The sequence below is a fragment of the Halobellus rufus genome, assembly GCF_000739575.1.
In the GTDB taxonomy this organism is placed as follows: Archaea; Halobacteriota; Halobacteria; order Halobacteriales; family Haloferacaceae; genus Haloquadratum; species Haloquadratum rufum.
Genome location: NZ_BBJO01000009.1, coordinates 75,353 through 101,976, shown reverse-complemented (window position 1 = coordinate 101,976; position 26,624 = coordinate 75,353). Strand labels below are relative to the sequence as shown.

Here is a 26,624-nt window from a genome sequence, read left to right as displayed (position 1 = left end):
GCCGCGACGCCCGGGGAGGAATCACGTAGATGCCCCGTTCGCCTCGCCCGTCGGTTCGACGACACTCCGACGGCCGCCGGCCCGCGACGGCCGTCGGTACCGCACTGCGATGCCCGAGAAACGCCCGTTTTGCGACCGTAACTCCCGCCGAGAACTAACTCTCAGGAGAACGATGAAATCAGTGTCCTACAGTCGTGTCCAGCGATCGTTCCTGCGGTATCAGCACGTCTTCGTGTTCCTCGCGCCGGTCGCGTTCGTTACGGGTGTGCTGCTCAGTGCACCGACGCCCGCCGAGACGGGCCTCGGGTATGTCTTAGAGAGTTCGTGGACGGAGTACTGGCTGGAGTACTGGTGGCTGTTCCCGGCGTTCCTGCTCGGGGCCACGATCGTCAACACCGTCGGGATCAGCGGCTCGGCGATCTTCGTGCCGTTCCTGATATTCATCTACCCCCTCTTCGCCGCTCCGCTCGATCCCGCGACGATCGTCAAGGTCGGGCTGATCAGCGAGGCGTTCGGGCTGTCGAGTTCCTCGATCGCGTTCATCCAGTACGGACTCGTCGACCGGCGACTGGCGGCCACCATCGTCGGCGGCGCGGTCCCGTTCGTCGTCGCCGGCGCGCTCCTCTCCTTTATCATCCCCGAGCCGGTCTTCCACGCGCTGCTCGGCGTGGCGCTGCTCGCGGCGTCGTTCCTGCTGTTCAAGACCGACCTCTCCCACGAGACCGAGGAGAGCGACGCGGAGCACGACGAGGCGGCGGCCACCGACGGCGGCCACCGGAGCCTGCCGAACGACGACGACAAGCTCGGTCCGGCGGGCGTCGAAACCGACGCGGAAGGCACGGTGACGCGCGTCGACCGCGACGGCGACGACTACGTGTACACCCGCGGCGGCTACCTCCGCCGCTTCGCGAACTACAGCATCGGCGGGACGTTTCAGGGGCTCGCCGGATTCGGGGCCGGCGAACTGGGGATCATCTCGATGCTCGGCACGAAGGTTCCCGTGCGAGTCGCGATCGGAACCAACCACATCGTGGTCGCGTTGACGGCCATTCTGGCATCGCTCGTCCACGTCTTCGGCGGCGGCCTCGTCGGCGGCCACAGCCTCAGTCTGGCGTCGACGCCCTGGAATATGGTCGTCTTCACCGTCCCGGCGACGGTCCTCGGCGGACAGATTGCGCCCTACGTCTCGAACGCGCTCGCCACGTCGACGATCAAGACCTTCGTCGGCGGCCTGTTCGCGGTCATTTCGATCGCGCTGTTCCTGATGGCGTCGGGGGTCGCGTAGATGTACGAGACGATCCTCCTGCCGACGGACGGAAGCGACGCGTCGCTGGCGGCGGCGGGACACGCCGGCGACCTCGCGAGCACGACGGGCGCGACCGTGCGCGTCGTCTCCGTTGCCGACAGTCGCAACAGGTTCGAGAGTCCGAGCAGCGGACTGGCCCCGGAGGCGTGGGACGAAGCCGAGCGCGACCGGGCCGCGGCGGCGGTCGAGGAGACGGCCGCGAGGCTCCCGGACGACGTGCCGGTCGAAACGGCGGTCGTGACCGGGATCCCGCAGGACGAGATCGTCGACGCCATCGACGGGACGGACGCCGACCTCGTCGTGATGGGAACGCACAGCCGGACGGGGCTCGACCGGTACCTGATCGGCAGCGTCACCGAGCGAGTCGTCCGTCACGCGCCGGTGCCGGTCGTGACGGTCCGCGAGGGCGCGGAAAGCGAGTAAGCGACAGTCAGCGCGCTATCGAGACTCGGAGTCGGCGGCGGCCTCCGAGGTCGTTGCCGACCGATGCGTGCGGTAGAGATTGATCGCGAGCCCCGCGAAGAACGCGAGGAGGGACGCGACGGCGATCCACAGCGTGCTCGGATGTTCGAATCCCAGGTGAAGCAGCGCAGACATTGACACAGGCTGCGGCGAGCGGCCACCTAACTGCTTCTATCTTCGACCGCGCGAACGCGCATCTCCACGTACCGGCGGGGCCACTCGCGGAGATGGCGGCGCAGGCGCTGGAAGAGGCCGTGCTCGCGAGGCGGCGAGAGTCGACCGCCACCGGTTAGGTCCGGGTCACGCTCGTGGCTCATACGTCACACGTACGCACGGCGGGGAATAATTGTAACGATCGAACAGTAGAGTCTCGATATACCGGATCGTCGCTACGTCGTTTCGGTCGACGGGTCGAGGTCCAGATCGACGTCGGTGTCGGCCACGCGCTCGTCGGGGTCAGTCTCGGAGCGGGTCGAGGCGGATGCTTCGACCCCGTCGGTCGCCGCGAGGATCTCGTCGACGTCGTCGAGAGCGAGGAGTTCCCGCGTGTCGGCGTCGAAATCGAGGCTCTCCAGCCCGGCGGACTCCTGGACGGCGGCACCGGTCAGCCCGCGGCCGTACCGGCCGAGCAGGCTCGTGAGCTCCTGCGGGAGGACGTACGTCGTCGACGGCGACGTGCCTATCCGGGTGAGCGCGTCGAAGCCGCGGTCGATGATCGCGCGCTCGCCCATCGACTCGGCGGACTTCGCGCGCAGCACCGTCGAGATGGCGTCACCCTGCGCTTCGAGGATCTGACTCTGCTTTTCACCCTGCGCGCGGATGATGTTCGACTGCTTCTCGCCCTCGGCCCGCTCGACGGCCGAGCGGCGCTCGCCCTGCGCTTCGAGGATCATCGCGCGGCGGCGGCGCTCGGCGGAGGACTGCTGCTCCATCGCGTCCTCGACGACCGGGCTGGGCTTGACGCTCCGGACCTCGACGCTCTCGACGCGGATGCCCCACTCGTCGGTCGGCTCGTCGAGTTCCTCGTTGATCCGGCGGTTGATCGTCTCGCGTTTCGAGAGCGTGTCGTCGAGTTCCATATCGCCGAGGACGGCCCGCAGCGTCGTCTGTGCGAGGTTCGACACCGCGCGCCGATAGTTGTCGACCTCCAGAAACGCTCGCTTGGCGTCCATCACGCGGATGTAGACGACGGCGTCGGCGACGACCGGGGAGTTGTCGCGGGTGATCGCCTCCTGCGTGGGGACGTCGAGCGTCTGCGTCCGCATGTCGAACGCGTAGGTCTTCGAGACGAACGGCGGAATGACGTTGAGGCCCGGTTCGAGCAGTTTGCGGTACTCGCCGAAGACCGTCAGCGCCTCCTTGTCGTAAGCGTCGACGATCTCGACGGCGCTGTAGACGGCCGCGATCGCCAGCGCGAGGACGACGAGACCGACGGCGGCCATCGGGTTGCCGCCGAAGAGGACGCCGGCGACGAGGAGGGCGGCGACGACGGCCGCGACCGGGAGGAGCCAGCCCGGCGGCCCGCGGGTGGAGAGCCGGCCGAGTTCGCGGAAGACGTTGGCCATAGCTGCCCTTGTGACGCTGTGGCATTAAGGGTGTCCCGCGGATCGCCTGGATGCGTCGATCGGGTTTTCGGATCCGCGCTGGCCACGAGCCAGTCAGAACTCGGCGCGATCACGGACCGCGTTCGAGAATGCGTTTCAGGTTCTCCCCTTCCTCCCGCATATGCGTCCGAACGGCGTCGAATTCTCTCCGGTTGAGCCACGCACCGATCGGTCCGGTTCGGATCCGAATCCGTTGCGTGAGTTCACATCCCTCCGGACGGGGGGAGATAGTGAAGCTGATATGTGGCATCAGAATCCGGACGAACCGTGACGTCGGCTCGAACTCGATGTACCGATCCGGATCTACTCGGGTGAACCGGACCGTTTCCGCTGTGTCTTCCCGCCGATCTCCTCTTCGAAACGGGCTTTCGACCCAACGTTCAGCCCCGCGCCATCGATCCATCGGAACGCGATGTGATCCGGGTGCCATCGCAGATAGTTCGCCTCCATCGTCTCGAAGAAGCGAAACACGTCTCGGGGTGACGCCTTCACCTCCGTTGTCTCTTCGAGGAGCATCGCTACGTCGTCGAGAGTGTTCGCACCGGAGATACTTGTAACCGATAAATCGACCCATTCCTCGGTTCGGAACGGTCACCGTCGCCACCCGAAGGCACTTGAGGGGCGACTACGACGAGGTAGCTATGCGACTCCCGATACCCGATACTGACCGCGGCACGCTAGAGGTCGAGGACCTCCTGAAGATCGTCCTCGTACTCGTCGTGCTCTGGCTCGTCCTCGAAGTCATCGGCGGTATTCTCGGGATTCTCGGGGAGCTACTCGGGCCGCTCCGGCCGCTGCTCGGACTAGCCGTGATCGCTCTCATCGTCTTGTGGCTGCTCGATCGGATCTGAAGTCCGAGCGTTCTTGGCCGGCGAGCGCGCATTTCAGTCCGTGTTCAGCCTGAACGTCCCCGTGCCGGGACAGCTCAAGCGCGTCGCCTCGGAGTTACATCCGGAGCTGACGCGCTTCGAGCGGATCCGCGAGCGTCACACGCTCGTCGCGAAGCGCTTCGATACGACGCTCGACGACGACGCCGACTCGCTGCCCCGGCTGCGAGAGCGGCTCCGCCCGCTGCTCCGCGAGTACGACACCGGAGGGCAGCGCGACCCCGCCGGCATCGATCTCCGCGTGACCGGTCTCGACTACTTCGAGACGCCCGCGCGGGGGACCGGCCCCGTCGTCTTCCTCGCCGTCGAGAGCGACGGCCTGCGCGCGCTGCACCGTCGGCTCTGTGAGTCGTTCGGGACCGTCTCCGGAATCGAGGGCGGGGACTACGTACCGCACGTCACGCTCGCCCGCGGCGGTCGCGTCGCCGACGCCGAAGACCTCGTCGAGCGGACGTCGGTCGATCCGATCGAGTGGACGGCCACCGAGTTGCACGTCTGGGACTCGCGGTACCGCGAGGCCGCCGCGCGGCTACCGCTGCGGTGAGCGGCCGCGTGACGCGCCGTCTCGGCTCACCGCGCCCGCAGGCGCATCTCCATCGGGTCGGCGGGGTGCATCGTCAGCGATCCGCGGAGTTCGAGCGGGCCGTCGCCGACGTAGTCGAGTTCGTAGCGCTGGGCGACGGTCCCGAGGATCAGCTTCGCCTCCAGCATCGAGAGGTGCTTGCCGATGCAGTGGCGCGGCCCGCCGCCGAACGGGAAGTACGCGAATCGAGGCCGCTCCGCGCGTCGCTCGGGCAGCCAGCGGTCGGGGTCGAACGCCTCGGGGTCGTCGTACCACCGCTCGGAGCGGTGCGTCGCCCACTGCGAGAGCATCACCGCCGACCCCTCCGGGACCCGGTAGCCGCCGAGTTCGACGTCGATCTTCGGCTCGCGGAAGATGACGTACACCGGCGGGTACAGCCGCATCGACTCCTGAATCACGCGTTCGAGGTAGTCGAGATCGCGGACGTCCGCGGCGGTCGGCGGGTCGTCGCCGCAGACCTCCGCGAGTTCCTCGTGGAGTCGGTCCTCGGCCGTTGGGTGTTCAGAGAGGAGATACCACGCGTACGTCAGCGTCAGCGCGGTCGTGTCGTGACCGGCCAAGAGCATCGTCATCAGCTCGTCGCGGAGCTGTTTCTGTGTCTGCTCGCCGCGTTCTCGGGCCCGTAGGAGAATCGAGAGCAGGTCCATCGGCTCGTCGTTCCCCGCTGCCGAGTCGGCTGCCATTCCCACCGGCGCGTCGTGCGCCGGGTCCGCCGCGGGGTCGCGCTCGGTTCCGAGCCGTTCCGCGACGACGTCATCGATGATCCCCTCTAAAATCTCGACGGAGTCGTGGTACGCGCGGTTCTCGCGGGTCGGCACCCAGTCGGGGACGAGAAACCGCGCGGGGTTCGGCTCGAACCGGCGGCCGAGCGGTTCGAGGTTCTCCTGCACGCGCCGCGTCTGCTCGTCGGTCAACCGCGAGCCGAACATCGCCTCGACGATGATGCGGACGGTGACGCGGGCCATATCGAGGTGGACGTCGCGGACGTCGCCGTCCTCCCAGTCGGCGAGCATCCCCTCGGTGTGGCGGGCGATGACGTCGCCCATCGCGGCGATCCGGTCCGGGGCGAACGCGGGCTGGGCGAGTTGGCGCTGCCGACGCCACGTCTCGCCCTCGCTGAGCAGCAGGCCGTCGCCGAGCAGCGTTCCGATGGCGTCGTCCTGGAAGTCGGGCTTGCTGTACTTCGCGGCGTCGGTGACCAGCACGCGCTCGATGTCGCGGGGGTTTCCGAGCAGGTACGTTTCGAGCGGGCCGAGGTCGAACTGTGCGACGTCGCCGTAGGCGGCTTCGACGCTCGCGAGGAACGTGAACGGGTCCCGGGCGTACTGTCGGCTGTTGCCGAACACCGGAACGCCCGCGGGGCCGGGGGGCGTGGCGCGCATCGGGAGGGAGTTGGTTTGCACGAATATGAGGCGTTCGGCCGATTCGGTGGGGCCCGGACCGATCACAGCGACCGCGACGGCGACCGATCGGTGTCCCCCTCAGGGGCGCGGCGGCTCTCCCTCGTAGGCGTCGAGGTCGGCGTAGAAGTTCAGCATCGAGAACTTCAGCTTCTCGGGGGCGACGTCGACGAGTTCCAGCCGCTCCTCCCGCGGGAAACTCTCGCGGACGCCGTACTTCCCCATCTCGACGCTCTTCTGAGTGTATCGCTTGTCGACGAGTAGTCGGACACCGAAGTCGTCGGGCGCGCGGATCACGCGACCGAGCGCCTGCCGCGTCTTCCGGATCGTCGGAATCTCGACCGCGTAGCGCCAGCCCGCTTCCTTCCGGTCGTCGTACGCGCGGTCGTAGGCGTCCTGAATCGCCTCCATCCGCTCGGAGAGGTGCGGATACGGCACGCCGACGACCGCGACCGTCCGGGCGTCGTCGCCGTCGAAGCTCACGCCCTCCGCGAGCGTCCCCCACAGGGAGGTAAAGAGCGTCGCGTCGTCGCTCTCGACGAAGGACTGCCGCAGCGACTCGGTGTCGACGTCCGAGCCGTCGAGCAGCAGGTCGCTCGGGACGTCCGCGCGCCCGCGCAGTCGGTCGTGGTAGCGCTCGGCCTCGGCGTAGGAGGGGAAAAACAGGAGCGCGTTCCCCGGGGTGAAGCGCGTCGCGTCCGCCAGCACGTCCGCGACGGCCGTCTGCGTCTCCGGGTTCGACCGCTCGGAACTGAACAGCGCTGGAGCCTCCACCGCCAGCGTCCGGCGGCGGTCCTCGGGGTATTCGAGGCCGTAGGCCATCGTCGCCGGGTCGTCGAGCCCCAGCACGTCGGCGGCGACGTCGAAGGGCCGCAGCGTCGCCGACATCAGGACGCTCGCGTGGACCTCCTCGAAGAGCGTCTCGGTCACCTCCCGCGGGATGCAGGTGTACAACTCGGCGCGGCCGTACACCTCGTCGGTGCCGCCGTCGCGCCGCACCGAACACATCGGGTGCTGGCCGAGCTTCGCGCCGTCGGCCATCCACGCCGCGATGAACTCCGCGGCCTGCAGGGTCTGACACTCCGAGCGCGTCGTCGAGCGGCCCTCCTTGTACGCCTCCTCGTACTCCCGGTCGAGCGTCCGTCCGAGCTGTAAGGCGAGATCGACCTCCGTGTCGATGCCGCGGCCCTCGTAGCGTTCGAGGAACGCGAGCGTCAGGTCGTCTCTCCGGTCCGAGTTCGCGATCGTGAGATCGTGCCAGTCGTCGCCGACCTGCTCGCGCTCGCCGAAGCCGAGCGCGTCGTCGTACGTCGCGCGCAGCGCGCCGAGGAACGCCGAGAGAACGTTCTCGGCGGCGTCCGCGCGGGAATCGTCGGCGTCGTCGAGTTCGGCGAGCGCCTCTTCGAGCGTGTTCTCGGTGAGCGAGCGGCTCGCGTGGTCGCGCGCGGCCGACTCGATGTTGTGCGCCTCGTCGAAGACGGTGACGACCTCCTCCGGCTCGCGACCGAGCCAGCGGAAGAACTGTTCGCGGATGTTCGGATCCAGCAGGTGGTGGTAGTTGCAGACGACGAGGTCGACCGCCTCCATCCCCTCTTTCAGTAGCTCGTACCCGCAGAGCTGTCGCTGGTCGGCGTACTCGTAGATCTCCTCGGGCGTTCGCACGTCGTCGAAGAGCCACTCGAAGAACTCGTCGTTGCTCGCGGTGAGGTTGTTGTAGTAGTGCTCGCAGACGTTGCCGTCGCGGAGCTCTTCGAGTTCAGACTCGACGGCGTCGAGTTCGTCGGTCACGGAGCTTCGGGCCTCGCCCGCGCCCTCGGCCCCCTCGCGGATCCGATCGAGGAGCGCCTCCGCCTGCTCGTTCAGTTCGGCGCGCTCTCCCTCCTTCTCGACGAGCGTCCGCGTCGTGTCCCGCAGCGTCTGACACTCTTGGTACTCGACGTCGATGTGGCACATCGAGGACTTGCCCTTGAAGACGACCGCCCGCAGCGGCTCCTCGCGGGTGATCGCGCGGCGTCCGCGACGAACTGCCGCATCTGCTGGTGGACGTTGGTCGTGATGACGACCGTCTTGTCCGTCCGGCGGGCGTACTCCAGCGCCGGCACGAGCGCCGAGAGCGTCTTGCCGGTCCCCGGCGCGCCCTCCAGGAGGACGTCGCGCTCGTCGTCGAGCGCCTCGGCGATCTCGGCCATCGCCGAGCGCTGGTTCGGGTACGGCTCCTCGTAGGGGAAGAACCGCTCGTACTCCTCGGTCGTCGACACGGTGGTCTCTGGGCCCTCCTGCGATTAAAAGGCTCGGACGCGTTGGGCGGTCGATTCAGGTCCGTACGAACTATGCTACCAACCAACATATAGACGCCGGTCCCGTGCGTCCGGAACGCGCCGCCGAGATGCCGTTATTCGGGTGGGCGCGGTCGTCCCCGCTATGGGAACCGAAACGAGTACGACGGAGAGAGTGGCACAGAGCGAACAGAACGCGTGGCAGCACGGCGTCGCCGCCGGGGTCGTCGCGGGAATCGTGATGGGCGCGCTGATGGTGATGCAGATGCGTCCCGTCATCGAGGTCGCGATCCCGTCGATGTACTTCCTCTCGGGCGGGACCGCGGGGTTCGCGGTCCACGTCGCTCACGGGGCGGTGCTGGGCGTCGTCTTCGCCGCCATCGCATCGACGCGCGGAGCGTCGACGACCGCGAGGAGCGCCGCCCTCGGCGTCGGTTACGGCGTCGTGCTCTGGGTCGTCCTCGCCGTCCTCGTGATGCCGGTCTGGCTCTCCGCGGTCGGCTCCCCGGCGAACCCGTCGCTGCCGAACGTGAGCGTGATGAGCCTCGTCGGACACGTCGTCTACGGCGCGGTGCTCGGGGTCGTGTACGCGGCGCTGCGCCCCTAAGCGAGTAACGGAGGATCGAACGACTGAGGCGACACGCTCATCACCGTCACGTCCGACGACCCCCTATGGGTCGGGGGTCGCGAACGGCGTGTCTGCTCGTCGGACTGCTGGTTCTGGCGTCGGGCGTCGGTGCCGCGTCGGCGGCGGCGACCGCGTTCGCTCCCGACGGCACAGCAGCGGTCAGTGAGAGCGAGACCGAGACCGCCCCCGTCTCCTCGACCGGCGTCGTTCTGACCTCGACGTCCGCGTCCGACTCGCACGTCGAACTCACCCAGCGGTTGCGACTCCTCCCCGACGACCCCGGCGTCTACGGCGTCACGCACAGCTACCGCCTGCCGGACCGGCTCCGGGGGCTCGAGGTGACGCTCCCGCCCGAGTCGACCGTCGCGTCCGCGTCGGGCTTCGACCGCGTGGACGGGCGGACGTACGAGTGGGACGGGACCACCGAGCGCCCGAGCATCGACTATCGGATGGCGGCGAACCGGACCGTCGAGCAGACCGGGCCGATCGGCGGCCCCGGGCGGTTGACGTTCGCCGACGTCGGCGAGTGGGCGCTCGTCACGCGGCCGGGGACCGCCCACAGTTGGTCGTGGACGGGCAGCGGCGAGGTCGGACTCGACCGGTCGACGGAGGCCGAGTCGGGCGCGGTCGGGACGAGGATCGCATTCCTCGGCCCGCACGAGGAGTACACCCACACCGCCCACGGCCAGACCTTCCGGCTGATCGTCCCCGAGGCCGCCGAACTCGAAGAGCCGCCCGAGGAGCTGTTCGCGGCGTTCGACGACGCCGCCGATCGCCTCCGGGTGGGCGACCGCGACGAGACCGTCTTCGTCGTCGCCGCGCCGACGCCGGAGGGCTTACAGTGGGGCGTCCGGGGGGTCCACACCGGCGGCTCCGACGTGTGGGTCCGCGACTTCGAGCGCCTCGACGAGGCGAACAACGTCTGGCTGCACGAGTACGTCCACACGAGACAGGGATACGTCGCGGCCGACGACGCGCGGTGGTTCACCGAGGCCAGCGCCGTCTACTACGCCGCGCTGCTGTCGCTCGAACGAGAGCGGATCGACTACGAGACGTTCCGCGCGCGACTCGACGACGGCGAGGGCGACTACGACGGCTCGGTGATGGCCGAACCCGACACGTGGCGGCGGAACGCGAACTACTACGTCGGCGCGCTCGTCGCCGGCGAACTCGACCGCCGGATCCGGCTGGCCAGCGACGGCGACGCGTCGCTCGAAGACGTGTTCCGCCGGATGAACGCCGACGGAGACGTGTCGGCGGCGGACGTCCGCTCGCACCTCCGCGCGACCGGCGGCGACGACGTCGCTCGTCTCGGCGAGCGCTACACGACCACGACGGACCGCCCCGCGATGTGGAACGCCACGGCGCACCGCGAGGCGTTCGGCGAGGGATCGGTGCCGACGCGGGTGACGTACGCGCTCGCGACGGACGCCGACGCCGTGCGCGTCGCTGGTCCGTACCGGAACCGGTCCGTCGACGCCGCCGGAAACGCCGTCACGCTCGTCCCCGGCGAGCGGCTGGCCTTCGACGTCGTCGCGACCAACGTGGGCGGGAGCGGCGACTTCGAGGCGACACTCCGCGTCGACGACGAGCCCCTGTCGGCGCGGTCGGGACGGCTCGACCCCGACGGGTCCGCCCGGCTCACCTTCGAGCACACGTTCGAGCAGCGAGGGTCCCACGTCGTCTCCGTCGGCGACGCGACGCTACGCGTCGATGTTCGCGAACCGGCGACGCCGCGAGTCTCGAACCTGACGGCGAACCGCACGGATCTGCCCGCAGGCGAGTCCGTCAGGCTCTCGGTTGTCGTCGAAAACGACGCCGACTACCCCGGCGAGGTCGACCTCGCGTTCACCCGGGGCGGCGACGCGTTCGAGACGCGAACGGTCCGCCTCGACGCCGGCGAGTCGTCGACGGTCGAGACCGACGTCCGGCTCGACGAGCCCGGGACCTACGCCTTCGGCGTCGAGAACGGGTCTGCGGAGCCGCTGCAAGTGACGGTGACCGAGCGCATCGAGGGCGGGACCGACGCCGGTACACCTGGCTTCGGAGCGATGAGCGCGGTTGCGGGCGTCCTCGCGACCGGGATCGCAATCGCGGTCCGCGCCCGCAGATCCGACCGAGGCGACACCACCGAACATTGATTGTGCAGTCGCGGCTCTCTTGGGACGATGATCGTCGGGACCCCGGCCGCACAGGTCGGCGTGATTCTCCTGACAGTGCTTGGGCTGTGGATCGGCGCGCGGCTCCTGACCGACGCCGGCGTCCGATTGGCCCGGCGCTTCGGTCTCTCGGAACTCACGGTCGGGTTGACGATCGTGGCACTGGGGACCTCGATGCCCGAACTTGCCGTGTCGGTCGACGCCGCGCTCAAGGGGACGGGCGACATCGCCGTCGGAAACGTCCTCGGGTCGAACATCTACAACGTGGCGTTCATCCTGGGCGTTCTCTCGCTTATCAGAGTGCTTCCGATCGCCGACTCGCTCGTCCGGCGCGACGGCGCGGCGCTGCTGGGGAGCGCGCTCCTCGGCGCGGTCGTCATATCCGATCTGCGGGTCACGAGAGTCGAGGGAGCCGTACTCGCGCTCGCGTTCGTCGCGTACACGGGCTATCTGCTTCGAGCGGCGCGAGGCGAATCCGCGGCGGAGAACCGACCGCGAGAGCCGGGCGAGGCGGTTCCGCTCGCGACCGGTCGAGCGTCGGTTCGCGGCCGGGACGCGATCGCGTTCGTCGCCGGGCTGGCGATCGTGCTCGTGAGCGGTGACTTCCTGGTTCTGGCCGCCTCTGAGTTGGCCCGCAGCGCTGGCATCTCCGAGTGGGTCATCGGCGGGACGATCGTCGCGGCGGGGACCTCGACGCCGGAGTTCGCGGTCTCGCTGGTGGCCGTCACGAGGGGGAGCGTCGGCGTCTCGGTCGGAAACGTCATCGGGAGCAACGTCCTCAACGTCACCGGGATTCTGGGGGTTGCCGCCCTCGTTCGTCCGCTCGCGACGAGCCCCGCCGCGCTCGAAACGCTGGCGTGGCTGGTCGCGATTACGGTCCTGCTGGTCGCCGCGCTGTGGACGGGCCGAGCGCTCTCCCGCCTCGAAGGCGGGCTGCTCGCGGGCTCTGAGGTCGTCCGTTGGGTTCTGGGTCTGTTCGGCGCGATCGGATGAGAAGAAGCGAGACCCTCCGGCGACGGAGAGTCGGGAGGAAGCCGCGACCGCTCAGGCGTCGAGCAGTTCGACGAGCAGGCCCTTCTGGGCGTGCAGGCGGTTCTCCGCCTGGTCCCAGACGAGCGAGCGCTCGGACTCGAGGACGTCGCCGGTGATCTCCTCGCCGCGGTGGGCGGGCAGACAGTGCATCACCTGCGCGTCGGAGTCGGCGAGCAGCCGCTCGTTCACCTGGTAGCCGTCGAACGCCGCGAGCTTCTCGTGGCGTTGGTCCTCCTGGCCCATCGAGATCCAGACGTCGGTGTAGACGACGTCGGCGTCGTCGACGGCGGCTTTCGGGTCGTCGACGATCGTCGGCTCGTGACCCAACTCCGCGGCCTGTTCGAGGACCGCGTCGTCCATCCCGTAGGTGTCGGGCGTCGAAATGGTCAGGTCGAGGCCGACCATCGCCGCGCCGATGACGAGCGACTGGCCGACGTTGTTGCCGTCGCCGACCCACGCGACCCGCACGTCGTCGAAGCCGCCGAAGGCCTCCTTGATCGTGAGCAGGTCCGCGAGCGTCTGACAGGGATGCGCGTCGTCTGTGAGGCCGTTGACCACCGGGACGTCCGAGTACTCGGCGATCTCGATCAGGTCCCCGTGGTCGAACAGCCGCGCCATCACGGCGTCGACGTACCGCGAGAGGACGCGGGAGGTGTCAGACAGCGGCTCGCCGTGCCCGAGTTGGATGTCCTCGGGACCGAGGAAGATTGCGTGGCCGCCGAGTTGGGTCATCCCGGTCTCGAAGGAGATCCGCGTTCGGGTGCTCGGCTTCTCGAAGAGCATCCCGAGCGTCTGATCGGGCAGTCGGGTGTCGTCCTCGCCGGCTTTGATCGCTGCCGCGCGGTCGAGGACCGTCTCCAGTTCGTCGGTCGTCAGGTCGTCGATGTCGAGGAAGTGGTCGGTTTCGAGCATCCTGTCTCACTCCTGGCTCTGCAGGCGCTCGCAGACGTCGACGAGCACGTCGATCGCGCTGTCGTACTCCGCGAGGTCGAGGTGTTCGTTCGGGGCGTGGTCCAGATCCGAGTCGCCGGGTCCGTAGGTCGCCATCGGGCAGTCCCACGCGCCGGCGAAGATGTTCATGTCGCTGGTCCCGGTCTTCCTGAGCAGCCGCGGCTCGCCGCCCGCCTGCCGAATCGCCACGCGGAACGCGCGGGCGACCTCCGTGCGGGGGCTCGTCATCACCGGCGGGATCGGCTTCTCCCAGTGGACGCCGCCCTGTACCAGTTCGCCCTCCGCGACCTCGCGGACGTCGTCGATGGTGTACTTCGGCGGAACGCGGAACTGCACGTCGACGGTCGCCTCGACCGCGAGACCGTCCTCCGTCGGGCCGCCGTCGAAGCGGACCGGCTTGGTCGTCACGGTGTCGAAGACGCCGTCGGACTCGTCCTCGTCGAAGAACTCCGCGACGCTCGACCACCAGTTGACCGCCGATTGGATCGCGTTGTCCTCGGGTCGCGAGGAGTGACCCAGTTCGCTCGTCGAGACGTACGTGCCCGAGAGGAAGCCGCGGTAGCCGAGCGTGATTCCGTCCCAACCGGAGGGCTCGCCGTTGATCACGGCAGCGGGCTGCTCGCGGTCCTCGACGAGGTGCCACGCGCCGTTCGAGCCGGTCTCCTCGCGGACCACGCCCGCGAAGGAGACGCCGGTCTCGACGGCCGCGACGGCCATGGCTGCCAGCGGGCCGGTGGCGTCGACGCTGCCGCGGCCCCAGAGCACGCCGTTCTCGATCTTCACCGGGACGTCGCCGGGCACGGTGTCGATGTGGGAGGTGAGAAGCACCGAGTCGTCGGCGGGCGCGCGGACGTTGCCGGCGTCGTCGATCCACACCTCGCGGTCGTGCGCCTCGAAGAAGGCCTTCAGCCGCGCTGCGGCCGCCGCCTCCTCGCCGGAGGGCGACGGGATCGAGACGAGGTCCACGAGCAGCGTCTGCGCCTCGGTCAGTCCCTCGGTGAGATCCTCTTCGACGTCGAAGACGCCGTGGTTCATCGCGAAGCCGACGGCGTTGCCCTCGCTCGCCGGGACCGACTCGCCCTCGGCGACCTCCTCGTCGTCGAGTTCGGCGCTCATCCCAGCACCTCCGCGAGGGAGTCGACGAACTGGTCGGCGTGGCTCTCGTCGATAGTCAGCGGCGGGAGCAGGCGGACGACCGTCCGACCGGCCGGGAGCGCGAGCACCTGCTCGGAGAGCGCGAGGTTCTTCAACACGCGGTTCGCGCCGCGCTTGACCTGAATGCCGATCATCAGCCCTTCGCCGCGGACTTCGCGGACGGGAAGGTCGTACTCCTCAGTCGCCGCTTCGAGTTCGCTCCGCAGGTACTCGCCGACCTGTGCGGCGTGGCCGGGCACGTCCTCGTCGACGATCGTATCGAGCGTGGCGTTGGCCGCGGCGCAGACGACGGGGCCGCCGGAGAACGTCGACCCGTGGTCGCCGGGGTTCTCGGCGATCCAGTCTTTCACGAGCGTCGCGCCCAGCGGCAGGCCGTTGGCGATGCCCTTCGCCGACGTGAGGATGTCGGGTTCGACGCCGACGCCCTCGCAGGCCCAGAGGTTGCCGGTGCGACCGACTCCGGTCTGGATCTCGTCGAAGACGAGCGCCGCGCCCGCGTCGTCGGTCACCTCGCGGGCGCGTTCGAGGTACTCCGCCGTCGCGGGGTGGATCCCGCCCTCGCCCTGCACGGGCTCTAAGAACAGCGCGGCGGTCTCGTCGTCGACGGCCTCCGCGAGCGCCTCCTCGTCGCCGTAGGGGACGAACTCGACGCCGCCGGCCAGCGGCTCGAACGGCTTCTTGTACTTGTCTTTCCACGTCATCGCGAGCGCGCCCATCGTCCGGCCGTGGAAGCCGCGCTTGGTCGCGACGATCTTCGAGCGGCCGGTCGCCGCGCGGGCGAACTTCATCGCCGCCTCGTTGGCCTCGGTCCCGGAGTTACACAGCCAGACGTTCTCGATGTCGCCGGGCGCGAGCGCCGCGAGTTTCTCGTACAGTTCGGTGCGGACCTCGACCGGGTACGACGCCTGCACGTAGGTCAGTTTCGCGGCCTGCTCTTGAATCGCCTCGGTGACGGCCGGGTGGGAGTGTCCGAGCGACGCGACGGCGTAGGAGGCCCCGAAGTCGAGGTACTCCGTGCCGTCGGTTCCGTAGAGGTACGCGCCCTCGCCGGACTCGATCTGAATCGGCTTCTCCGAGAAGACGAAGCCGCCGCTCATTGTGTCACCTCCGTCTCGTCGGCGTCGTCAGCGTCGGTCTCGTCTGCGGGCTCAGCGACCGCGCTGGCGTGGATGTGCGTCCCGCCGCCGTCCAGCGCCGCGAGGATCGGATCGTCGGCGTTGGCGTCGGCGACGATGACCGTCACCGCGCCGCCGTCGAGCGCCTCCTTCGCCGCCATCACCTTCTTGGTCATAAACCCTTCAGCGGCGTCTTTCAGTGTATCAAAGTCCGCGGGGGTCACGACCGACTCGATCAGCGTCGACGCGTCGTCGGGGTCGGCGTAGACGCCGGCGACGTCGGTGAGGACGACCAGTTCCGCGCCGAGCGCGCCCGCGACGGCGGCGGCCGCGCGGTCGGCGTCGGCGTTGACCGCGACGCCGTCGTCGGCGAGCATCGGCACGGTGACGACCGGCGTGTAGCCGTCCGAAAGGAGCGTCTCGAGGAGGTCGCCGTTCACGTCGGTGATCTTCCCCGAGTGGTCGCCGCGCTTGATCTTCTTCTTGCCGTCCTCGACGACGCGCACGGCCGACTTGCGCGGGCCGGAAAGCAAGCCGCCGTCGACGCCCGAGAGGCCGAGCGCGTCGACCCCGGCGGCGCGGAGGGTGACGGTGAGGTCGGTGTTGAGCTTCCCGGGCATCACCATCGAGAACACCTCCATCGTGCGCTCGTCGGTGAAGCGCCCGACGACGCCGCTCGGCGTCTCGACGTACGTCGGCTCCTCGCCGAGCTCTTCGAGCGTGTCGTCGACGGCGGTCGAGCCGCCGTGGACGACGACGACCTTCCGACCCGACGCGACGAGTTCGGCGACGTCCTCGACCGCGCCCGCGGGGTCGACCGCGCGCGCGCCGCCGACCTTCACGACGACCGGCGGGAGCGACTCCTCACCGCCGTCGGTTCGGAGCGGTCGCGCCGCCCCGTCGTCGTACTGCTGCGTCTGGCGGGCGTCGCGTGCGTCGTCGTGTGTGGTGGGTTCGGTGGTCATACGTGTCTTCGTGGTGCGTGTGAGTCGGTAGTCGTCAGGGCGCGCCGACCGGGTGAAGCCCGGTGAACTCCAAGCCGGCGGTCTCCTCGATGCCGAGCGCGACGTTCGCCGCGTGGACGGCCTGTCCGGCCGAGCCCTTCATCATATTGTCGATCGCCGAGAAGACGACGAGTCTCCTGTTCCCAGGGTCGACCTCGAAGCCGACCTCGCCGTAGTTGGTCCCGGCGACGGCCTTCGGCTCGGGGTAGCGGTAGACGCCGCCACCGCCGGCGACGGTCCGCATAAACGGCTCGTCGGCGTAGGCATCGCGGTAGGCCTTCCAGAGGTCGCCCTTCGAGACGGGCGAACTCGGGAAGAGGTGACAGGTCGCGCTCGCGCCGCGGGTCATGTCGACCGCGTGAACGGTGAACGACACGGAGAGGCCGAGGAACTGCTCGATCTCGGCCTCGTGCCGGTGACCCGTCGGCGCGTACGGGCGGACGATACCCGAGCGCTCGGGGTGGCTGGAGGCGTCGCCGCCGCCGGCTCCACCCTCCGAGGAGCCGACCTTCACGTCGACGACGGCCTGTTCGTCGCCCTCCAGGATGCCCGCGTCGAAGAGCGGCTTCAGCCCGAGGATCGTCGCGGTGGCGTTGCAGCCGCCGGAGGCGATCAGGTCGGCTCCGGGGAGGTTTGCTCTGTTTATCTCGGGGAGAGCGTACTCCGATTTCTCCAGGTACTCGGGACAGACGTGACCGTCGTACCACTCGTCGTACTGTTCCTCGGTGTCGAGGCGGAAGTCCGCCGAGAGGTCGACGACGGTGTCGGCGGCGTCTTGGAACGCGTCGATGTGCTCCATCGAGACGCCGTGCGGCGTCGCCGCGAAGAGCACGTCGACGGATTCGAGTTCCTCCGGCGAGGTGAAGCGGAGGTCCATCTCGCGGAGGTTCGGGTGGACGTGGCCGACGGTCTTGCGCTCCTTCGAGCGGCTGGTCGCCTGCACGACGTCGAACTCGGGGTGTTGATACAGCAGGCGGAGGAGTTCGCCGCCGGTGAAGCCGGAGCCGCCGACGACGGCGGCGGTGTAGGCCGCGTCGTCTCCGGCGTCCGGGTCCGTGTGGGAAGTACTCATACGGCTGCTTCAGTCCCGGTGGCTTGTTCGGCTTTCGATTCGAGCCAGTCGACGACTGCACCGGGAACGTCCAGGTCGACGGCTTCGTTCAGCGCCTTGAACTCCACGTTGTGGTTGACCTCGTGAACCGTGTAGTCCGATCCGGTCTCCATCAGGTCGATCCCGAGCAGTCCGCCGCCGACGGCGTCGGAGGCGGCCGCGACGAGTTCTTTCGCGCGATCGTCGAGCTCGAACTCGGCCACTTCGCCGCCCTTCGCGGCGTTGGTCAGCCAGTGGTCCGACGAGCGCGTCTCCGCGGCGATCGGTTCGCCGTCGGCGGCCAGCACGCGGATGTCGCGGCCGGGCTTCTCGACGAACTCCTGGACGTAGAACACCTTGTGCTGGTAGTGGCCGAGCGTCGCCTTGTGTTCGAGGATGGCCTCAGCGGCCGACGGTGAATCGACTTTCGCCATCAGGCGGCCCCACGAGCCCACGACGGGCTTGAGGACGCAGGGGTAGCCGAACTTCTCGATCGTCTCCATCGCGGATTCGACGGTGAAGGCGACTTCCGTGTTCGGCGTCGGGACGCCGGCGCGTTCAAGCGCGAGGCTGTTTTTCACCTTGTCCGCGCAGACGTCCGCGGTGTGGGCGCTGTTGACGACGGGAATGCCGTAGGCGTCGAGGAACTGCGTGGTGTACAGGCTGCGGCTCGTCGACAGACAGCGGTCGACCACGATATCGCATCCCTCGAACGACTCCGGCGGTTCAGCGATGTTGAACTGCTCTTTCCGGACGTCGATCTTCTCCACCTCGTGGCCGCGGTCGCGCAGCTCCGTGAGGAGGAGCTTCTCGTCCTTGCGGATCCGGGAGTAGAGCAGCCCAACCTTCATCTTATTCGCCCCAGTCCTCTTCGAGCTCGGGGGCCTCTTCGAGTGTGATCGGATCGACCGATACGACCTCCAGCTCCGCGCCGGTCGCGGGGCTGTCGACGATTTCGCCGACCTCGACGTCGGCGGGGATCTCGATCTCTTCTCCGGTCAGCGGGTCTTCTGCGGTGATGGTCTCTGCCATACCAGTTGGTGGGCGAGGAGCCACCTTAAACCCATCGAAGTTGTCGGATAAATTACCCGAGTAGCGGTACCACTATCGGCGTAAAACAGTCGAACGAACAGCCCGTGTGAAATCGATGTCTGATTTCATATATGAACGTCCCCGGGTGGGGACCGTCGCAGCCGCGCCCGCCGACGCGGCGGCGACGGCGGATCCGCTCGCGGCTCAGACATACCGGTCCACCTCCGTCCGAAGGGTCGCCGCGGCGGCGTCCAGCGCGCCGCTGCGAGCGTCGTAGGCGTCGCGGTCGGCGTCGAGTGCCGCCTCGGCGTCGCCGATCTGGGCGGCGACCGCCGCCGGGGCCGGACCGCCGAGAGAATCCCGGCTGGCGACGCTCTCGACCGGATCGAGCGCGGCCTCGACGCGCTCGCGGCTCACGTACTCGAAGAGGGACTCGCCGAGCACGTCGGCTGCGACCGCGTCAAGTGTTGCGAGGTCGGGCGTCTCGCCGTCGGCGCGCTCGGCGGCCGCCGCGAGCACCTCGTGGGCCGTGCGGAACGGGACCCCGGCCATCGCCAGGGCGTCGGCGACGCCCGTCGCCGTCGAGAAGCCGTCGCCCGCGGCCGCTTCGAGCGTCTCCTCGGGCCACTCGGCGGTGGCGACCGCGCCCGCGACGACCGCGGTTGCCTCCGAGACCGCGTCGACGGTCTCCCAAGCGTGCGGCGTCGCGCGCTGGAGGTCGCGGTTGTACGCGCGCGGGAGCCCTTTCAGCGTCGTGAGGAGGCCGGAGAGGCCGCCGACGGCGTCGCCCGCGACCGCGCGGACGAGTTCGAGGGTGTCGGGGTTGACCTTCTGCGGCATGATCGACGACGTCGAGGAGTACTCGTCCGCGAGGTCGACGAAGCCCTTGTTCGCGAAGATCACGAGATCTTCTGCTAACCCCGACAGCGTCGTCGCGTGCGTCGTCAGCGCCGCCGTCGACTCCGCGAGGAAGTCGCGACCGGCGGAGGCGTCCATCGAGTTCGCCACGACGCCCTCGAAGCCGAGCAGTTCGGCGGTGCGCTCGCGGTCGATGTCGAACGGCGTGCCCGCGAAGGCGGCCCCGCCGAGCGGCGACTGGTTCGTCCGGCCGTAGGCGTCCAACAGGCGCGCGGTGTCGCGGGCGAACGCCGACTCGTACGAGAGAAGGAAGTGCGCGACCGTGGTCGGCTGGGCGGGCTGGAGGTGCGTGTAGCCGGGCATCACCGTGTCGACGTGCTCGGCGGCGACGTCGACGAGCGCCTCCCGCAGTGCGAGCGTCGCCTCGATCGCGTCGAGGAGGTCCGCGCGCAGGCGGTAGCGGATGCACGCGGCGACCTCGTCGTTGCGGCTGCGCGCGGTGTGCATCTTCCCGCCGTCGGGGCCGACGCGCTCGACGACGCCCGTTTCGATGGCTTCGTGGACGTCCTCGCCGTCGGGGAGTGCGCCGTGGCCCGCGGACTCGACGTCGTCGAGCGCGGCGAGGATCTCGCCGGCGACGTCGTCGGCGACGATGCCCTGCTCGGCGAGCATCACCACGTGCGCGCGGTCGACGGCGAGGTCGGCGGCGAAGATGCGCTCGTCGGCCGCGAGGCTCGACATGAAACCGCGGGCGGGGCCGCCGCTGAAGCGGTCGCGGCGGACGACGCCCGAATGGCCTTCGTCGTGGTCAGCATCTTCGCCCGTCATCGTTCACTCCCAGTCGCCTTCGTCGTCGCCCTCGGCGGCGTCGATGGCGGCGTTCGCGAGGCGCGACTGGAACCCGTGGTACTTCGCGACGCCCGTCGCGTCCTGCTGGGTGATGTCGCCGACGCCGGAGGTGTTGAACGAGGCCGCGTCCTCGGAGTAGGCGGCGTACTCCGACTCGCGGGCGACCGGGCGGGCCTGCCCGCCCTGGAACTTGATCGTGACCGTGCCGGTGACGCGCGTCTGGGTCTCGTCGATGAAGCCCTCCAGGGCACCGACGAGCGGGTGGTCGACGAGCCCCTCGTAGCCCTTCTGGGCCCACTCGGCGTCGATCGAGCGCTTGAAGTCGCGCTCGTCTTTCGTGAGTACGAGCTGTTCGAGCGCCTCGTGGGCGGTGAGAAGCGTCGTCGCCGCGGGGTGCTCGTAGTTCTCGCGGACCTTCAGCCCGAGCATACGGTCTTCCATCATATCCGTGCGACCGACGCCGTGCTTGCCGGCCTGTTCGTTGAGCGCGCTGATGAGCTCAGTCGGCGACAGTTCCTCGCCGTCGAGCGCGACGGGGTAGCCGTCCTCGAAGGTGATCTCCACCAACTCGGTCTCGGTGGCGTTCGCGGGGTCATCGGTCCACTCGTAGATGTCCTCCGGGGGCACGTAGCCGGGGTCTTCGAGCTGGCCGCCCTCGACCGAGCGGCTCCAGAGGTTCGTGTCGATCGACCAGACGCCGGAGTTGCCGGACTGAACCGGCAGGTCGTGCTCCTCGGCGTACTGCTGCTCCCACTCGCGCGTGAGTTCCAGTTCGCGGACGGGGGCGATCACGTCGAGGTCGGAGGCGCGCCAGACGACCTCGAAGCGGAGTTGGTCGTTGCCCTTGCCGGTGCAGCCGTGCGCGAGGGCGTCACAGCCCTCCTCCTCGGCGACCTCGAGGATCGCGTTCGCGATGACCGGGCGCGCCAGCGCCGTGCCGAGCGGGTAGCCCTGGTACGTCGCGTTCGCGCGCACGGAGTCGAAACAGAGGTCGGCGAACTCGTCTTTCGCGTCGACGACGTGCAGGTCCAGCCCGTGCGCGTCGGCGGTCTCCTGTGCCTCCTCGAACTCGGATTCGGGTTGCCCCACGTCGACGGTGACGCCGACGACTTCGTCGTAGCCGTACTCCTCCTGCAGGAGCGAGACGCAGACTGTCGTGTCGAGGCCGCCCGAGAACGCGAGTGCCACGCTTGTCATTATATCTCCGAATCAAACGCTCAACCGTATAAATTACACGGTTTAAAGTTTAGAAATTAAATCGCAGCAATGCCTATAGAGACGCTACTCGCTTGTGAGTTGATTCGGTACGACGAGGGGATAAGGTAATAGTGGGCCTACAGGGCCCGTCGTCGCGGTCGCCGCGCGGCGTCGGTCGACTCGGCGAGAATCGGAGTTTCGGGAGCCGAGACGACCGCAGTCGCGGCTCTCGACGGGGCGCGAGCGCGCATCCGAGAGAGCCGCGTCATTGTGAGTGTGAAACCGAAGCGGCGCATAAAACGTTTTCGAGATTCGGCGGCGTCGGCGCGTCGGGGATCGGCCAGTACAACGCCGACGAGGTGCTCCACGAGTTCACCCGCGCGAAGTGGGTGAGCGTCCAGCACGAGAAGCGAGACTACGGCTTCTGACCGGCCGGGCGAACGCGACGCGCGTCTCGCGGACTACGGCTCCGGGCGAGCGGGCGACAATGCCTCCGGCGTGTCTTCGATCGCGGCCTCCTGCGCGCGCACCGCGATCTCGGTCTCGATGTCGCGCATGAAGTCGTCGACGGTGTTGCCCATCAGCATCACCGGCAGATCCGCCGCGAGCATCTCCTCGAGCACGTCGCCGGCGTCCTCCTCGCGGTCGTGCGTCGTCACCGGCACGTCCACGTTGGCGGCGAACACGTCGGTGAACGCGCCGCCGGCCCGCGCCCGCTCGATGAGTCCCCGGTCCGCCAGCGTGTTCAGGTAGGTGGCGAACGACGCCGTGCGAGAGCGGCGATCCGCCCGCAGGTAGACGAACGGGAGGATGCGCTCCTCCCCCGCCAGCGCCCGGCGGATCGCCTCGGTGCTCTCGATGTCGTTGATCTCGGCCCCGTTGAACACCCGCCCGTTCGGGACCTGCGTCCACTCGGGCTGGATCGCGTCGAGGTACTCGTTGAGTTGGGCCTCCGGGACCGGGTCCATGTCCAACGCGCGGAGGACCTCGTTGACGGCGTACACCGTCTCGGCCCCGATCCGATCGCGCTGGGTCGGCGGGATCTGCACCTGCGTCAGCGTCGCGCCCGCCTGCTCGATCTCGGCCGCCATATACTCGTGGAGCAACGGGTGCAGTTCCCCGCTCACGACCGTCGTGTCCGGGGGGATCGTTCGGGCGAACGCGCGGGCGATCTCCCGCCGCGTCTTCCCGAGCGTGTCCTGGTGGTCCTGCCTGACGTTCGCGAGCACGACGACGTGCGGTTCGACGAAGCGCTCGTTGAACAGCCGCGTCGTGTACTCGGTGATGCCCTGGTTCTCGAAGATCGCCACGTCCTCGGGGGTGTAGGAGTCCAGCGCCGGCGCGAACTCCCGGAGCACGTTGATGTTCTCGTACAGCGTCGTGTACGGACCCGGGCGGTCGATGGGGATCACCTCGCCGTTCCGGACGAGCGTCGGGTGATTCCCCGTCATCTTCGTGAGGACGTCGTAGCCGCGTCGGTTGAACACATCGTCGAGCCGCCGGACCGTCGAGGACTTCCCGCGGATTCCCGAGACGACGATCCGGGTGTCGATACTGTCGAGGAACCGGCGGTGCCGACGACCGAGCGTCAAGAGCGATCGCAATCGGTCCCGGAGCCGACCCTTGCCGACGTAGAAGGGGTCGGGTTCGGGGGGCGTCTCGGCGTCCGCGGTGAGATACACCGGGACCGATCCCGTGGCGAGTTCGCGGAACCGCTCGGCGGCCTCGGCGACGCTCTCGCGGGAGGGATACGTGTACCCCGGCATCGCCAGCACGGACCCCTCGCGCTGGAGCCGCCACTCGAATACGTGGAGGTCGGCCTCGCCGCGGATCCGAAGCTGCGGTCGCTCCTCCGCGGAGTGGTCCGCGGCGAACTCGAAGTCGGAGACGCACTCGATCTCGGCGGTGGCGTCTCTGACCGCGTCGATGGCCCGGCGCGCCGCCTTCGCGTCCGCGTACCGCTCGGGGCTGACGGCGAGGTCGACCTCGCCGTCGTGGAGCCACCACCCCCATCCCCCCTCGGTCGGACGGACCTCGAAGTAGCCCTGTTCGATCACGCGTCACCACCGCCGGAGAGGATCGACGCCTCGAAGACCGCGTCTCGATCCGGGAGTGCGACGACCTGCCGCTCGGCGAGAGCGATGCAACCGAGCGCGACCACGGCGCAGCCGAGGAGCGCCGGGAGCCCCAGCGAGCGCGGCACGAGGTCCGGGCGGAACAGGCTCACCGCCTGCCCGAGCGCGATCAGCGAGAGGAAGGCACCGAGCTGCAGCGGGACGAACAGGCGGCGCTGCGTCGGCGCGGTCACGTGCCAGCTGTAGGCGTTGACGCCGGCGAGGATCGCCACGAAGTACGCCGAGAGCCCGCGGGTCACGGGAAGCAACAGCACCAGCGGCACGACGACGAGGAGCGCCGTCGTCGTCGCGGTCGCAACCAGCACCCGCCCGTACAGCAGCGTGCGGCGGTGGACTACTCGGAGTCCGAGGTACGCGAGCGCCAGCACCAGGAGATACAGCCCGACGAGCCACACGTTGGCGAGGGCGTAGATCGACAGCAGCGCCATCGCCAAGAGCCCCGTGCGAACGCCGTAACGGCTCCGGATCCGCTCGGAGAGGAAGATCCCGATGACGAACAGGCCGATCGCGATGGGCCTCGAGACGATCGGCGGATAGAGGTCGCCGTCGAGGACCGCCCCGCGGAGCACCGCGACGTCCGCCGTGGGGCTGTAGAGAACGAGCGGCGTCAGCGTACCGAGGGTGTCGGCGAACCGCGGCGCGACGAGCGTCCACCCCAACGCGACGAGCGCGACGAGGAGGACGACGGTCGTCACGAGGTCCCAGCGGCGGAACTGCGGTTTGATCTGGTGGTAGTTGTACGCCGCCAGCCCCGGAAGGATGCTTCCGATGAAGACGACGCTCCGGAGCGACTCCGAGAGGAAGTTCCCCAAGACGACCAACAGGACGAGAGGCACGGCGCTCCCGACGGCCATCGAGACGAGCAGTTCGTCGCGGCCGTAGATCAGCGTCCGGTGCTTCGCGAGCCAGAGCCCGACGTACGCCAGTACCGTACTGAGAGCGAATATCGGGAGCATCATCGCGTCCTTCAGCGTGTAGACCGCCAGCACCGGGATCGTGATCGTCCCCCCGAGTCGGTAGCCGAAGAGCTGCGTGATGACTCCGACGGCGAAGACGCCCGCGGCGGTGATGGCGACGGCGACGATCATAGAGGCACGGTCCACCCGACCGTTCGGACAGTCGCTATTAACAGATTGGGGCCCCGGCGAACGACGTCACGCGCGTTCCGCTGGCAGGAGACGGCTCCCGAACGCCTCGATCGCGTCCGAGCGCTGCATCAGGAGAGTGCCGAGCACGCTCATCACGAGCACGTAGCCGACGGCGAGCGCCGGGATCGTCTCCCGCATCACCGTCGTCGAGCCGCCAGCCGCGAGCGCGGCGATGACGAGCGAGAACTCCCCCCGCGGCACCAGCCCGATGCCGACCCGGAACGCACGGTGTTCCGAGAGGTCGTAGACGCGCCCGCCGAGGTACCCCGAGAGCAACTTCGCCGGGGTCGTCAACAGGACCGCCGCGGCGAGCGGCACGGCGACGGTGAGGAGCAGTTGGGGGTCGGTGCCGACGCCGATCCAGAAGAAGAACACCGCCGCGAAGACGTCGCGGACGGACGTGAGCTGCCGTTCGATCCGCTCGCGGTGGCCGCTGGTTGAAAATCCCATCCCGACGAAGAAGGCCGCGACCGCCTCGCTGACGCCGATCGAGAGCGCGAAGCCCGCGACGGGGACGACCACGCCCAGCACCCGGAGGACGAACGACTCCGCGTCGGCGACGTCGAGAACGCGCGTGAAGAACGCGGTGCCGTACTGCACGGCCGCCAGCAGCGCGCCGAGGAACCCGAACGCGACCGCCAGCGACACTCCGAGACCGTCGAGTCCCGCGTCGGCCCCGCCGAGGACCAGCGAGGTGACGATGGCGAGGTAGATCGCGATGAAGAGGTCCTCGAAGACGAGCGTCCCGAGGATCGGGTCGGCCTCGTCGTTGGCGATCCACCCCAGGTCGATCAGCGTCTTGGTGATGATCGCCGACGAGGAGATGTAGACGATCCCCCCGAGCAGCAGCGCCTCGACGACCGACCAGCCGAGCGCGAGGCCGATGGCGATCCCCAGCGGGAGGTTGATCGCGGCGTCGACGACGCCCGCGCGGGTGATCCGCGAGCGCGCGGCCAACAGCCGGTCGAGGCTGAACTCCAGCCCCAGAAAGAACAGCAGCAGCACGATCCCGACCTCCGCGAGGATCGTCAGCATCTCGCTTTCGGGCACGTGCGGCAGACCGAACCGACCGGCGACGAAGGGGCCGGCGACCATCCCGCCGACCACGTACAGCGGGATGACCGAGAGCCCGATCCGGAGCGCGACCGCGCCGGCGATCGCAAGGACGGCGAACACCTGTCCGAGTTCGAAGAGCCCCGCCGCCATTATGCACCAGTCACGCGGGACTCGAACGCTTCGCAGTTCTCGCGGGTGCCGACGACGACGAGCGTGTCGCCCGCCTCGATCGTCGTCTCCGCGCCGGGGGAGGGGATCACGTCCTCGCCGCGCTCGATGGCGACCACGGACGCGCCGGTCTCCGCGCGGAGGTCAGAGTTCCCGAGCGTCTGCCCGACGATCGGCGAGTCATCGCCGACCTCGACCCACTCCAAGAGCGTGTCGCCGCCGAGTAGCGTCTGGATGTTCTGGGATTTGACCGGCTGGAAGTACGCGCCTCCAGGATCGTACCGACCTGTCGGGCCAGGTCGTCGGGCAACTCGAACAGCTTCTCCGAGTCGCTGTCGGAATCCTGACGCAGGAACACCTCTCGCCGCCCCTCGTTGTGCGTCACGACGACCAGCTGTGTCCCGTCTGGGAGGTCGATCTCGTGTTTCTTTCCGACGCCCGGGAGGTCGCTCTCGTAGACCGTCACGGCCCGCGGTTGGTCGCGGCCCTACAAAAATCGTCGCGTCCGATCGTCGCGGCGGCAGCGGCG

25 protein-coding genes and 2 pseudogenes are annotated in these 26,624 nt (G+C 68.8%); 8 read left to right on the top strand and 19 right to left on the bottom strand.

Going from position 1 to position 26,624, the window contains the following annotated elements; translation table 11 throughout:
* Positions 1 to 172 precede the first annotated feature (172 nt).
* Both ACP99_RS05150 and ACP99_RS05145 read left to right on the top strand, forming a co-directional pair.
* Positions 173 to 1,285: a sulfite exporter TauE/SafE family protein gene (locus tag ACP99_RS05150; RefSeq protein WP_049985563.1), complete on the top strand. Its 1,113-nt coding sequence runs from the start codon at positions 173 to 175 to the stop codon at positions 1,283 to 1,285.
* Entirely contained in the window at positions 1,286 to 1,729 is a 444-nt protein-coding gene (locus tag ACP99_RS05145; RefSeq protein WP_049985562.1) for a universal stress protein, read from the top strand.
* 15 nt (positions 1,730 to 1,744) lie between these two features.
* On the opposite strand, the gene ACP99_RS20395 is transcribed toward ACP99_RS05145, so the two are convergent.
* From ACP99_RS20395 to ACP99_RS20795, 4 genes are all read right to left on the bottom strand, one after another.
* A complete protein-coding gene (locus ACP99_RS20395; protein ID WP_197052357.1) occupies positions 1,745 to 1,903 on the bottom strand; it encodes a hypothetical protein in 159 nt (52 codons plus the stop codon).
* Positions 1,904 to 1,929: 26 nt separating this feature from the next.
* On the bottom strand, positions 1,930 to 2,085 hold the full coding sequence (locus ACP99_RS20390) for a hypothetical protein (protein WP_197052356.1): 156 nt from the start codon (positions 2,083 to 2,085) through the stop codon (positions 1,930 to 1,932).
* A 72-nt stretch (positions 2,086 to 2,157) separates the two neighbouring features.
* The gene (locus ACP99_RS05140; protein ID WP_049985561.1) at positions 2,158 to 3,333 is read right to left on the bottom strand and encodes an SPFH domain-containing protein; all 1,176 of its coding nucleotides are present in this window, start codon (positions 3,331 to 3,333) and stop codon (positions 2,158 to 2,160) included.
* A gap of 342 nt (positions 3,334 to 3,675) precedes the next feature.
* Positions 3,676 to 3,888, bottom strand: coding sequence for a hypothetical protein (locus ACP99_RS20795; RefSeq protein ID WP_231554216.1), 213 nt, complete (start codon positions 3,886 to 3,888; stop codon positions 3,676 to 3,678).
* Between the two features lie 125 nt (positions 3,889 to 4,013).
* Between ACP99_RS20795 and ACP99_RS05130 the strand changes: the two genes are divergently transcribed.
* Both ACP99_RS05130 and ACP99_RS05125 read left to right on the top strand, forming a co-directional pair.
* Positions 4,014 to 4,223 carry a DUF7554 family protein gene (locus tag ACP99_RS05130; protein ID WP_049985560.1) on the top strand — a complete coding sequence of 70 codons (210 nt, stop codon included), beginning with the start codon at positions 4,014 to 4,016 and terminating at the stop codon, positions 4,221 to 4,223.
* A 40-nt stretch (positions 4,224 to 4,263) separates the two neighbouring features.
* A complete protein-coding gene (locus ACP99_RS05125; RefSeq protein WP_049985559.1) occupies positions 4,264 to 4,803 on the top strand; it encodes a 2'-5' RNA ligase family protein in 540 nt (179 codons plus the stop codon).
* 26 nt (positions 4,804 to 4,829) lie between these two features.
* On the opposite strand, the gene ACP99_RS05120 is transcribed toward ACP99_RS05125, so the two are convergent.
* A complete protein-coding gene (locus tag ACP99_RS05120; RefSeq protein WP_049985558.1) occupies positions 4,830 to 6,224 on the bottom strand; it encodes a cytochrome P450 in 1,395 nt (464 codons plus the stop codon).
* 99 nt (positions 6,225 to 6,323) lie between these two features.
* Positions 6,324 to 8,431 (bottom strand): annotated as a pseudogene (locus tag ACP99_RS05115) (ATP-dependent DNA helicase).
* A 232-nt stretch (positions 8,432 to 8,663) separates the two neighbouring features.
* On the opposite strand from ACP99_RS05115, the gene ACP99_RS05110 reads away from it, so the two are divergent.
* The 3 genes from ACP99_RS05110 (at position 8,664) to ACP99_RS05100 (ending at position 12,298) form a co-directional block, all read left to right on the top strand.
* Positions 8,664 to 9,125, top strand: coding sequence for a DUF6789 family protein (locus tag ACP99_RS05110; RefSeq protein WP_049985557.1), 462 nt, complete (start codon positions 8,664 to 8,666; stop codon positions 9,123 to 9,125).
* Between the two features lie 65 nt (positions 9,126 to 9,190).
* The gene (locus tag ACP99_RS05105; protein ID WP_049985556.1) at positions 9,191 to 11,287 is read left to right on the top strand and encodes a hypothetical protein; all 2,097 of its coding nucleotides are present in this window, start codon (positions 9,191 to 9,193) and stop codon (positions 11,285 to 11,287) included.
* 27 nt (positions 11,288 to 11,314) lie between these two features.
* On the top strand, positions 11,315 to 12,298 hold the full coding sequence (locus ACP99_RS05100; protein WP_049985555.1) for a calcium/sodium antiporter: 984 nt from the start codon (positions 11,315 to 11,317) through the stop codon (positions 12,296 to 12,298).
* A 51-nt stretch (positions 12,299 to 12,349) separates the two neighbouring features.
* On the opposite strand, the gene argF is transcribed toward ACP99_RS05100, so the two are convergent.
* From argF to ACP99_RS05055, 9 genes are all read right to left on the bottom strand, one after another.
* Positions 12,350 to 13,249 (bottom strand): ornithine carbamoyltransferase, encoded by a 900-nt coding sequence (gene argF / locus ACP99_RS05095; protein WP_049985554.1) that lies wholly within the window; start codon positions 13,247 to 13,249, stop codon positions 12,350 to 12,352.
* A 6-nt stretch (positions 13,250 to 13,255) separates the two neighbouring features.
* Positions 13,256 to 14,404 carry a [LysW]-lysine hydrolase gene (locus ACP99_RS05090; protein WP_049985553.1) on the bottom strand — a complete coding sequence of 383 codons (1,149 nt, stop codon included), beginning with the start codon at positions 14,402 to 14,404 and terminating at the stop codon, positions 13,256 to 13,258.
* The gene (locus ACP99_RS05085; RefSeq protein WP_049985552.1) at positions 14,401 to 15,540 is read right to left on the bottom strand and encodes an aspartate aminotransferase family protein; all 1,140 of its coding nucleotides are present in this window, start codon (positions 15,538 to 15,540) and stop codon (positions 14,401 to 14,403) included. The genes ACP99_RS05090 and ACP99_RS05085 overlap by 4 nt, the downstream gene beginning before the upstream one ends.
* Positions 15,537 to 16,523, bottom strand: coding sequence for an acetylglutamate/acetylaminoadipate kinase (locus ACP99_RS05080; RefSeq protein WP_049985551.1), 987 nt, complete (start codon positions 16,521 to 16,523; stop codon positions 15,537 to 15,539). Before ACP99_RS05080 ends, ACP99_RS05085 begins: the two co-directional genes overlap by 4 nt.
* A gap of 34 nt (positions 16,524 to 16,557) precedes the next feature.
* The gene (gene argC, locus ACP99_RS05075) at positions 16,558 to 17,634 is read right to left on the bottom strand and encodes an N-acetyl-gamma-glutamyl-phosphate reductase (RefSeq protein ID WP_049985550.1); all 1,077 of its coding nucleotides are present in this window, start codon (positions 17,632 to 17,634) and stop codon (positions 16,558 to 16,560) included.
* A complete protein-coding gene (gene lysX, locus ACP99_RS05070; protein ID WP_049985549.1) occupies positions 17,631 to 18,503 on the bottom strand; it encodes a lysine biosynthesis protein LysX in 873 nt (290 codons plus the stop codon). The genes argC and lysX overlap by 4 nt, the downstream gene beginning before the upstream one ends.
* A gap of 1 nt (position 18,504) precedes the next feature.
* Positions 18,505 to 18,684, bottom strand: a complete 180-nt coding sequence (gene lysW / locus ACP99_RS05065; RefSeq protein WP_049985548.1) for a lysine biosynthesis protein LysW — start codon at positions 18,682 to 18,684, stop codon at positions 18,505 to 18,507.
* Between the two features lie 204 nt (positions 18,685 to 18,888).
* Positions 18,889 to 20,370, bottom strand: coding sequence for an argininosuccinate lyase (gene argH, locus ACP99_RS05060; protein ID WP_049985547.1), 1,482 nt, complete (start codon positions 20,368 to 20,370; stop codon positions 18,889 to 18,891).
* 3 nt (positions 20,371 to 20,373) lie between these two features.
* On the bottom strand, positions 20,374 to 21,588 hold the full coding sequence (locus tag ACP99_RS05055; protein ID WP_049985546.1) for an argininosuccinate synthase: 1,215 nt from the start codon (positions 21,586 to 21,588) through the stop codon (positions 20,374 to 20,376).
* Between the two features lie 131 nt (positions 21,589 to 21,719).
* On the opposite strand from ACP99_RS05055, the gene ACP99_RS05050 reads away from it, so the two are divergent.
* A complete protein-coding gene (locus tag ACP99_RS05050; RefSeq protein WP_049985545.1) occupies positions 21,720 to 22,016 on the top strand; it encodes a hypothetical protein in 297 nt (98 codons plus the stop codon).
* 33 nt (positions 22,017 to 22,049) lie between these two features.
* Here ACP99_RS05050 and ACP99_RS05045 read toward each other — a convergent pair whose 3' ends face one another.
* The 4 genes and pseudogenes from ACP99_RS05045 to ACP99_RS05030 form a co-directional block, all read right to left on the bottom strand.
* Positions 22,050 to 23,645 carry a Mur ligase gene (locus ACP99_RS05045; RefSeq protein WP_081927149.1) on the bottom strand — a complete coding sequence of 532 codons (1,596 nt, stop codon included), beginning with the start codon at positions 23,643 to 23,645 and terminating at the stop codon, positions 22,050 to 22,052.
* Positions 23,642 to 24,811 (bottom strand): poly-gamma-glutamate biosynthesis protein PgsC/CapC, encoded by a 1,170-nt coding sequence (locus ACP99_RS05040; protein ID WP_049985544.1) that lies wholly within the window; start codon positions 24,809 to 24,811, stop codon positions 23,642 to 23,644. Before ACP99_RS05040 ends, ACP99_RS05045 begins: the two co-directional genes overlap by 4 nt.
* Before the next feature lie 66 nt (positions 24,812 to 24,877).
* Complete coding sequence (locus tag ACP99_RS05035; protein ID WP_049985543.1) at positions 24,878 to 26,077, bottom strand: cation:proton antiporter; 1,200 nt, start codon at positions 26,075 to 26,077, stop codon at positions 24,878 to 24,880.
* Positions 26,077 to 26,561: pseudogene (locus ACP99_RS05030) on the bottom strand (cation:proton antiporter regulatory subunit). Before ACP99_RS05030 ends, ACP99_RS05035 begins: the two are co-directional and overlap by 1 nt.
* Positions 26,562 to 26,624: the final 63 nt, after the last annotated feature.

Coding starts and splice junctions, on each gene's coding strand:
- ACP99_RS20395 (WP_197052357.1), bottom strand. CDS start 1,903: ATGTCTGCGCTGCTTCACCTGGGATTCGAACATCCGAGCACGCTGTGG.
- ACP99_RS05130 (WP_049985560.1), top strand. CDS start 4,014: ATGCGACTCCCGATACCCGATACTGACCGCGGCACGCTAGAGGTCGAG.
- ACP99_RS05110 (WP_049985557.1), top strand. CDS start 8,664: ATGGGAACCGAAACGAGTACGACGGAGAGAGTGGCACAGAGCGAACAG.
- ACP99_RS05100 (WP_049985555.1), top strand. CDS start 11,315: ATGATCGTCGGGACCCCGGCCGCACAGGTCGGCGTGATTCTCCTGACA.
- ACP99_RS05055 (WP_049985546.1), bottom strand. CDS start 21,588: ATGACAAGCGTGGCACTCGCGTTCTCGGGCGGCCTCGACACGACAGTC.
- ACP99_RS05080 (WP_049985551.1), bottom strand. CDS start 16,523: ATGACCACCGAACCCACCACACACGACGACGCACGCGACGCCCGCCAG.
- ACP99_RS05085 (WP_049985552.1), bottom strand. CDS start 15,540: ATGAGCGGCGGCTTCGTCTTCTCGGAGAAGCCGATTCAGATCGAGTCC.
- ACP99_RS20795 (WP_231554216.1), bottom strand. CDS start 3,888: ATGCTCCTCGAAGAGACAACGGAGGTGAAGGCGTCACCCCGAGACGTG.
- lysW (WP_049985548.1), bottom strand. CDS start 18,684: ATGGCAGAGACCATCACCGCAGAAGACCCGCTGACCGGAGAAGAGATC.
- ACP99_RS05140 (WP_049985561.1), bottom strand. CDS start 3,333: ATGGCCAACGTCTTCCGCGAACTCGGCCGGCTCTCCACCCGCGGGCCG.
- ACP99_RS05035 (WP_049985543.1), bottom strand. CDS start 26,077: ATGGCGGCGGGGCTCTTCGAACTCGGACAGGTGTTCGCCGTCCTTGCG.
- ACP99_RS05040 (WP_049985544.1), bottom strand. CDS start 24,811: ATGATCGTCGCCGTCGCCATCACCGCCGCGGGCGTCTTCGCCGTCGGA.
- ACP99_RS05150 (WP_049985563.1), top strand. CDS start 173: ATGAAATCAGTGTCCTACAGTCGTGTCCAGCGATCGTTCCTGCGGTAT.
- lysX (WP_049985549.1), bottom strand. CDS start 18,503: ATGAAGGTTGGGCTGCTCTACTCCCGGATCCGCAAGGACGAGAAGCTC.
- ACP99_RS05120 (WP_049985558.1), bottom strand. CDS start 6,224: ATGCGCGCCACGCCCCCCGGCCCCGCGGGCGTTCCGGTGTTCGGCAAC.
- ACP99_RS20390 (WP_197052356.1), bottom strand. CDS start 2,085: ATGAGCCACGAGCGTGACCCGGACCTAACCGGTGGCGGTCGACTCTCG.
- ACP99_RS05090 (WP_049985553.1), bottom strand. CDS start 14,404: ATGAGCGCCGAACTCGACGACGAGGAGGTCGCCGAGGGCGAGTCGGTC.
- argH (WP_049985547.1), bottom strand. CDS start 20,370: ATGACGGGCGAAGATGCTGACCACGACGAAGGCCATTCGGGCGTCGTC.
- ACP99_RS05145 (WP_049985562.1), top strand. CDS start 1,286: ATGTACGAGACGATCCTCCTGCCGACGGACGGAAGCGACGCGTCGCTG.
- argF (WP_049985554.1), bottom strand. CDS start 13,249: ATGCTCGAAACCGACCACTTCCTCGACATCGACGACCTGACGACCGAC.
- argC (WP_049985550.1), bottom strand. CDS start 17,634: ATGAGTACTTCCCACACGGACCCGGACGCCGGAGACGACGCGGCCTAC.
- ACP99_RS05105 (WP_049985556.1), top strand. CDS start 9,191: ATGGGTCGGGGGTCGCGAACGGCGTGTCTGCTCGTCGGACTGCTGGTT.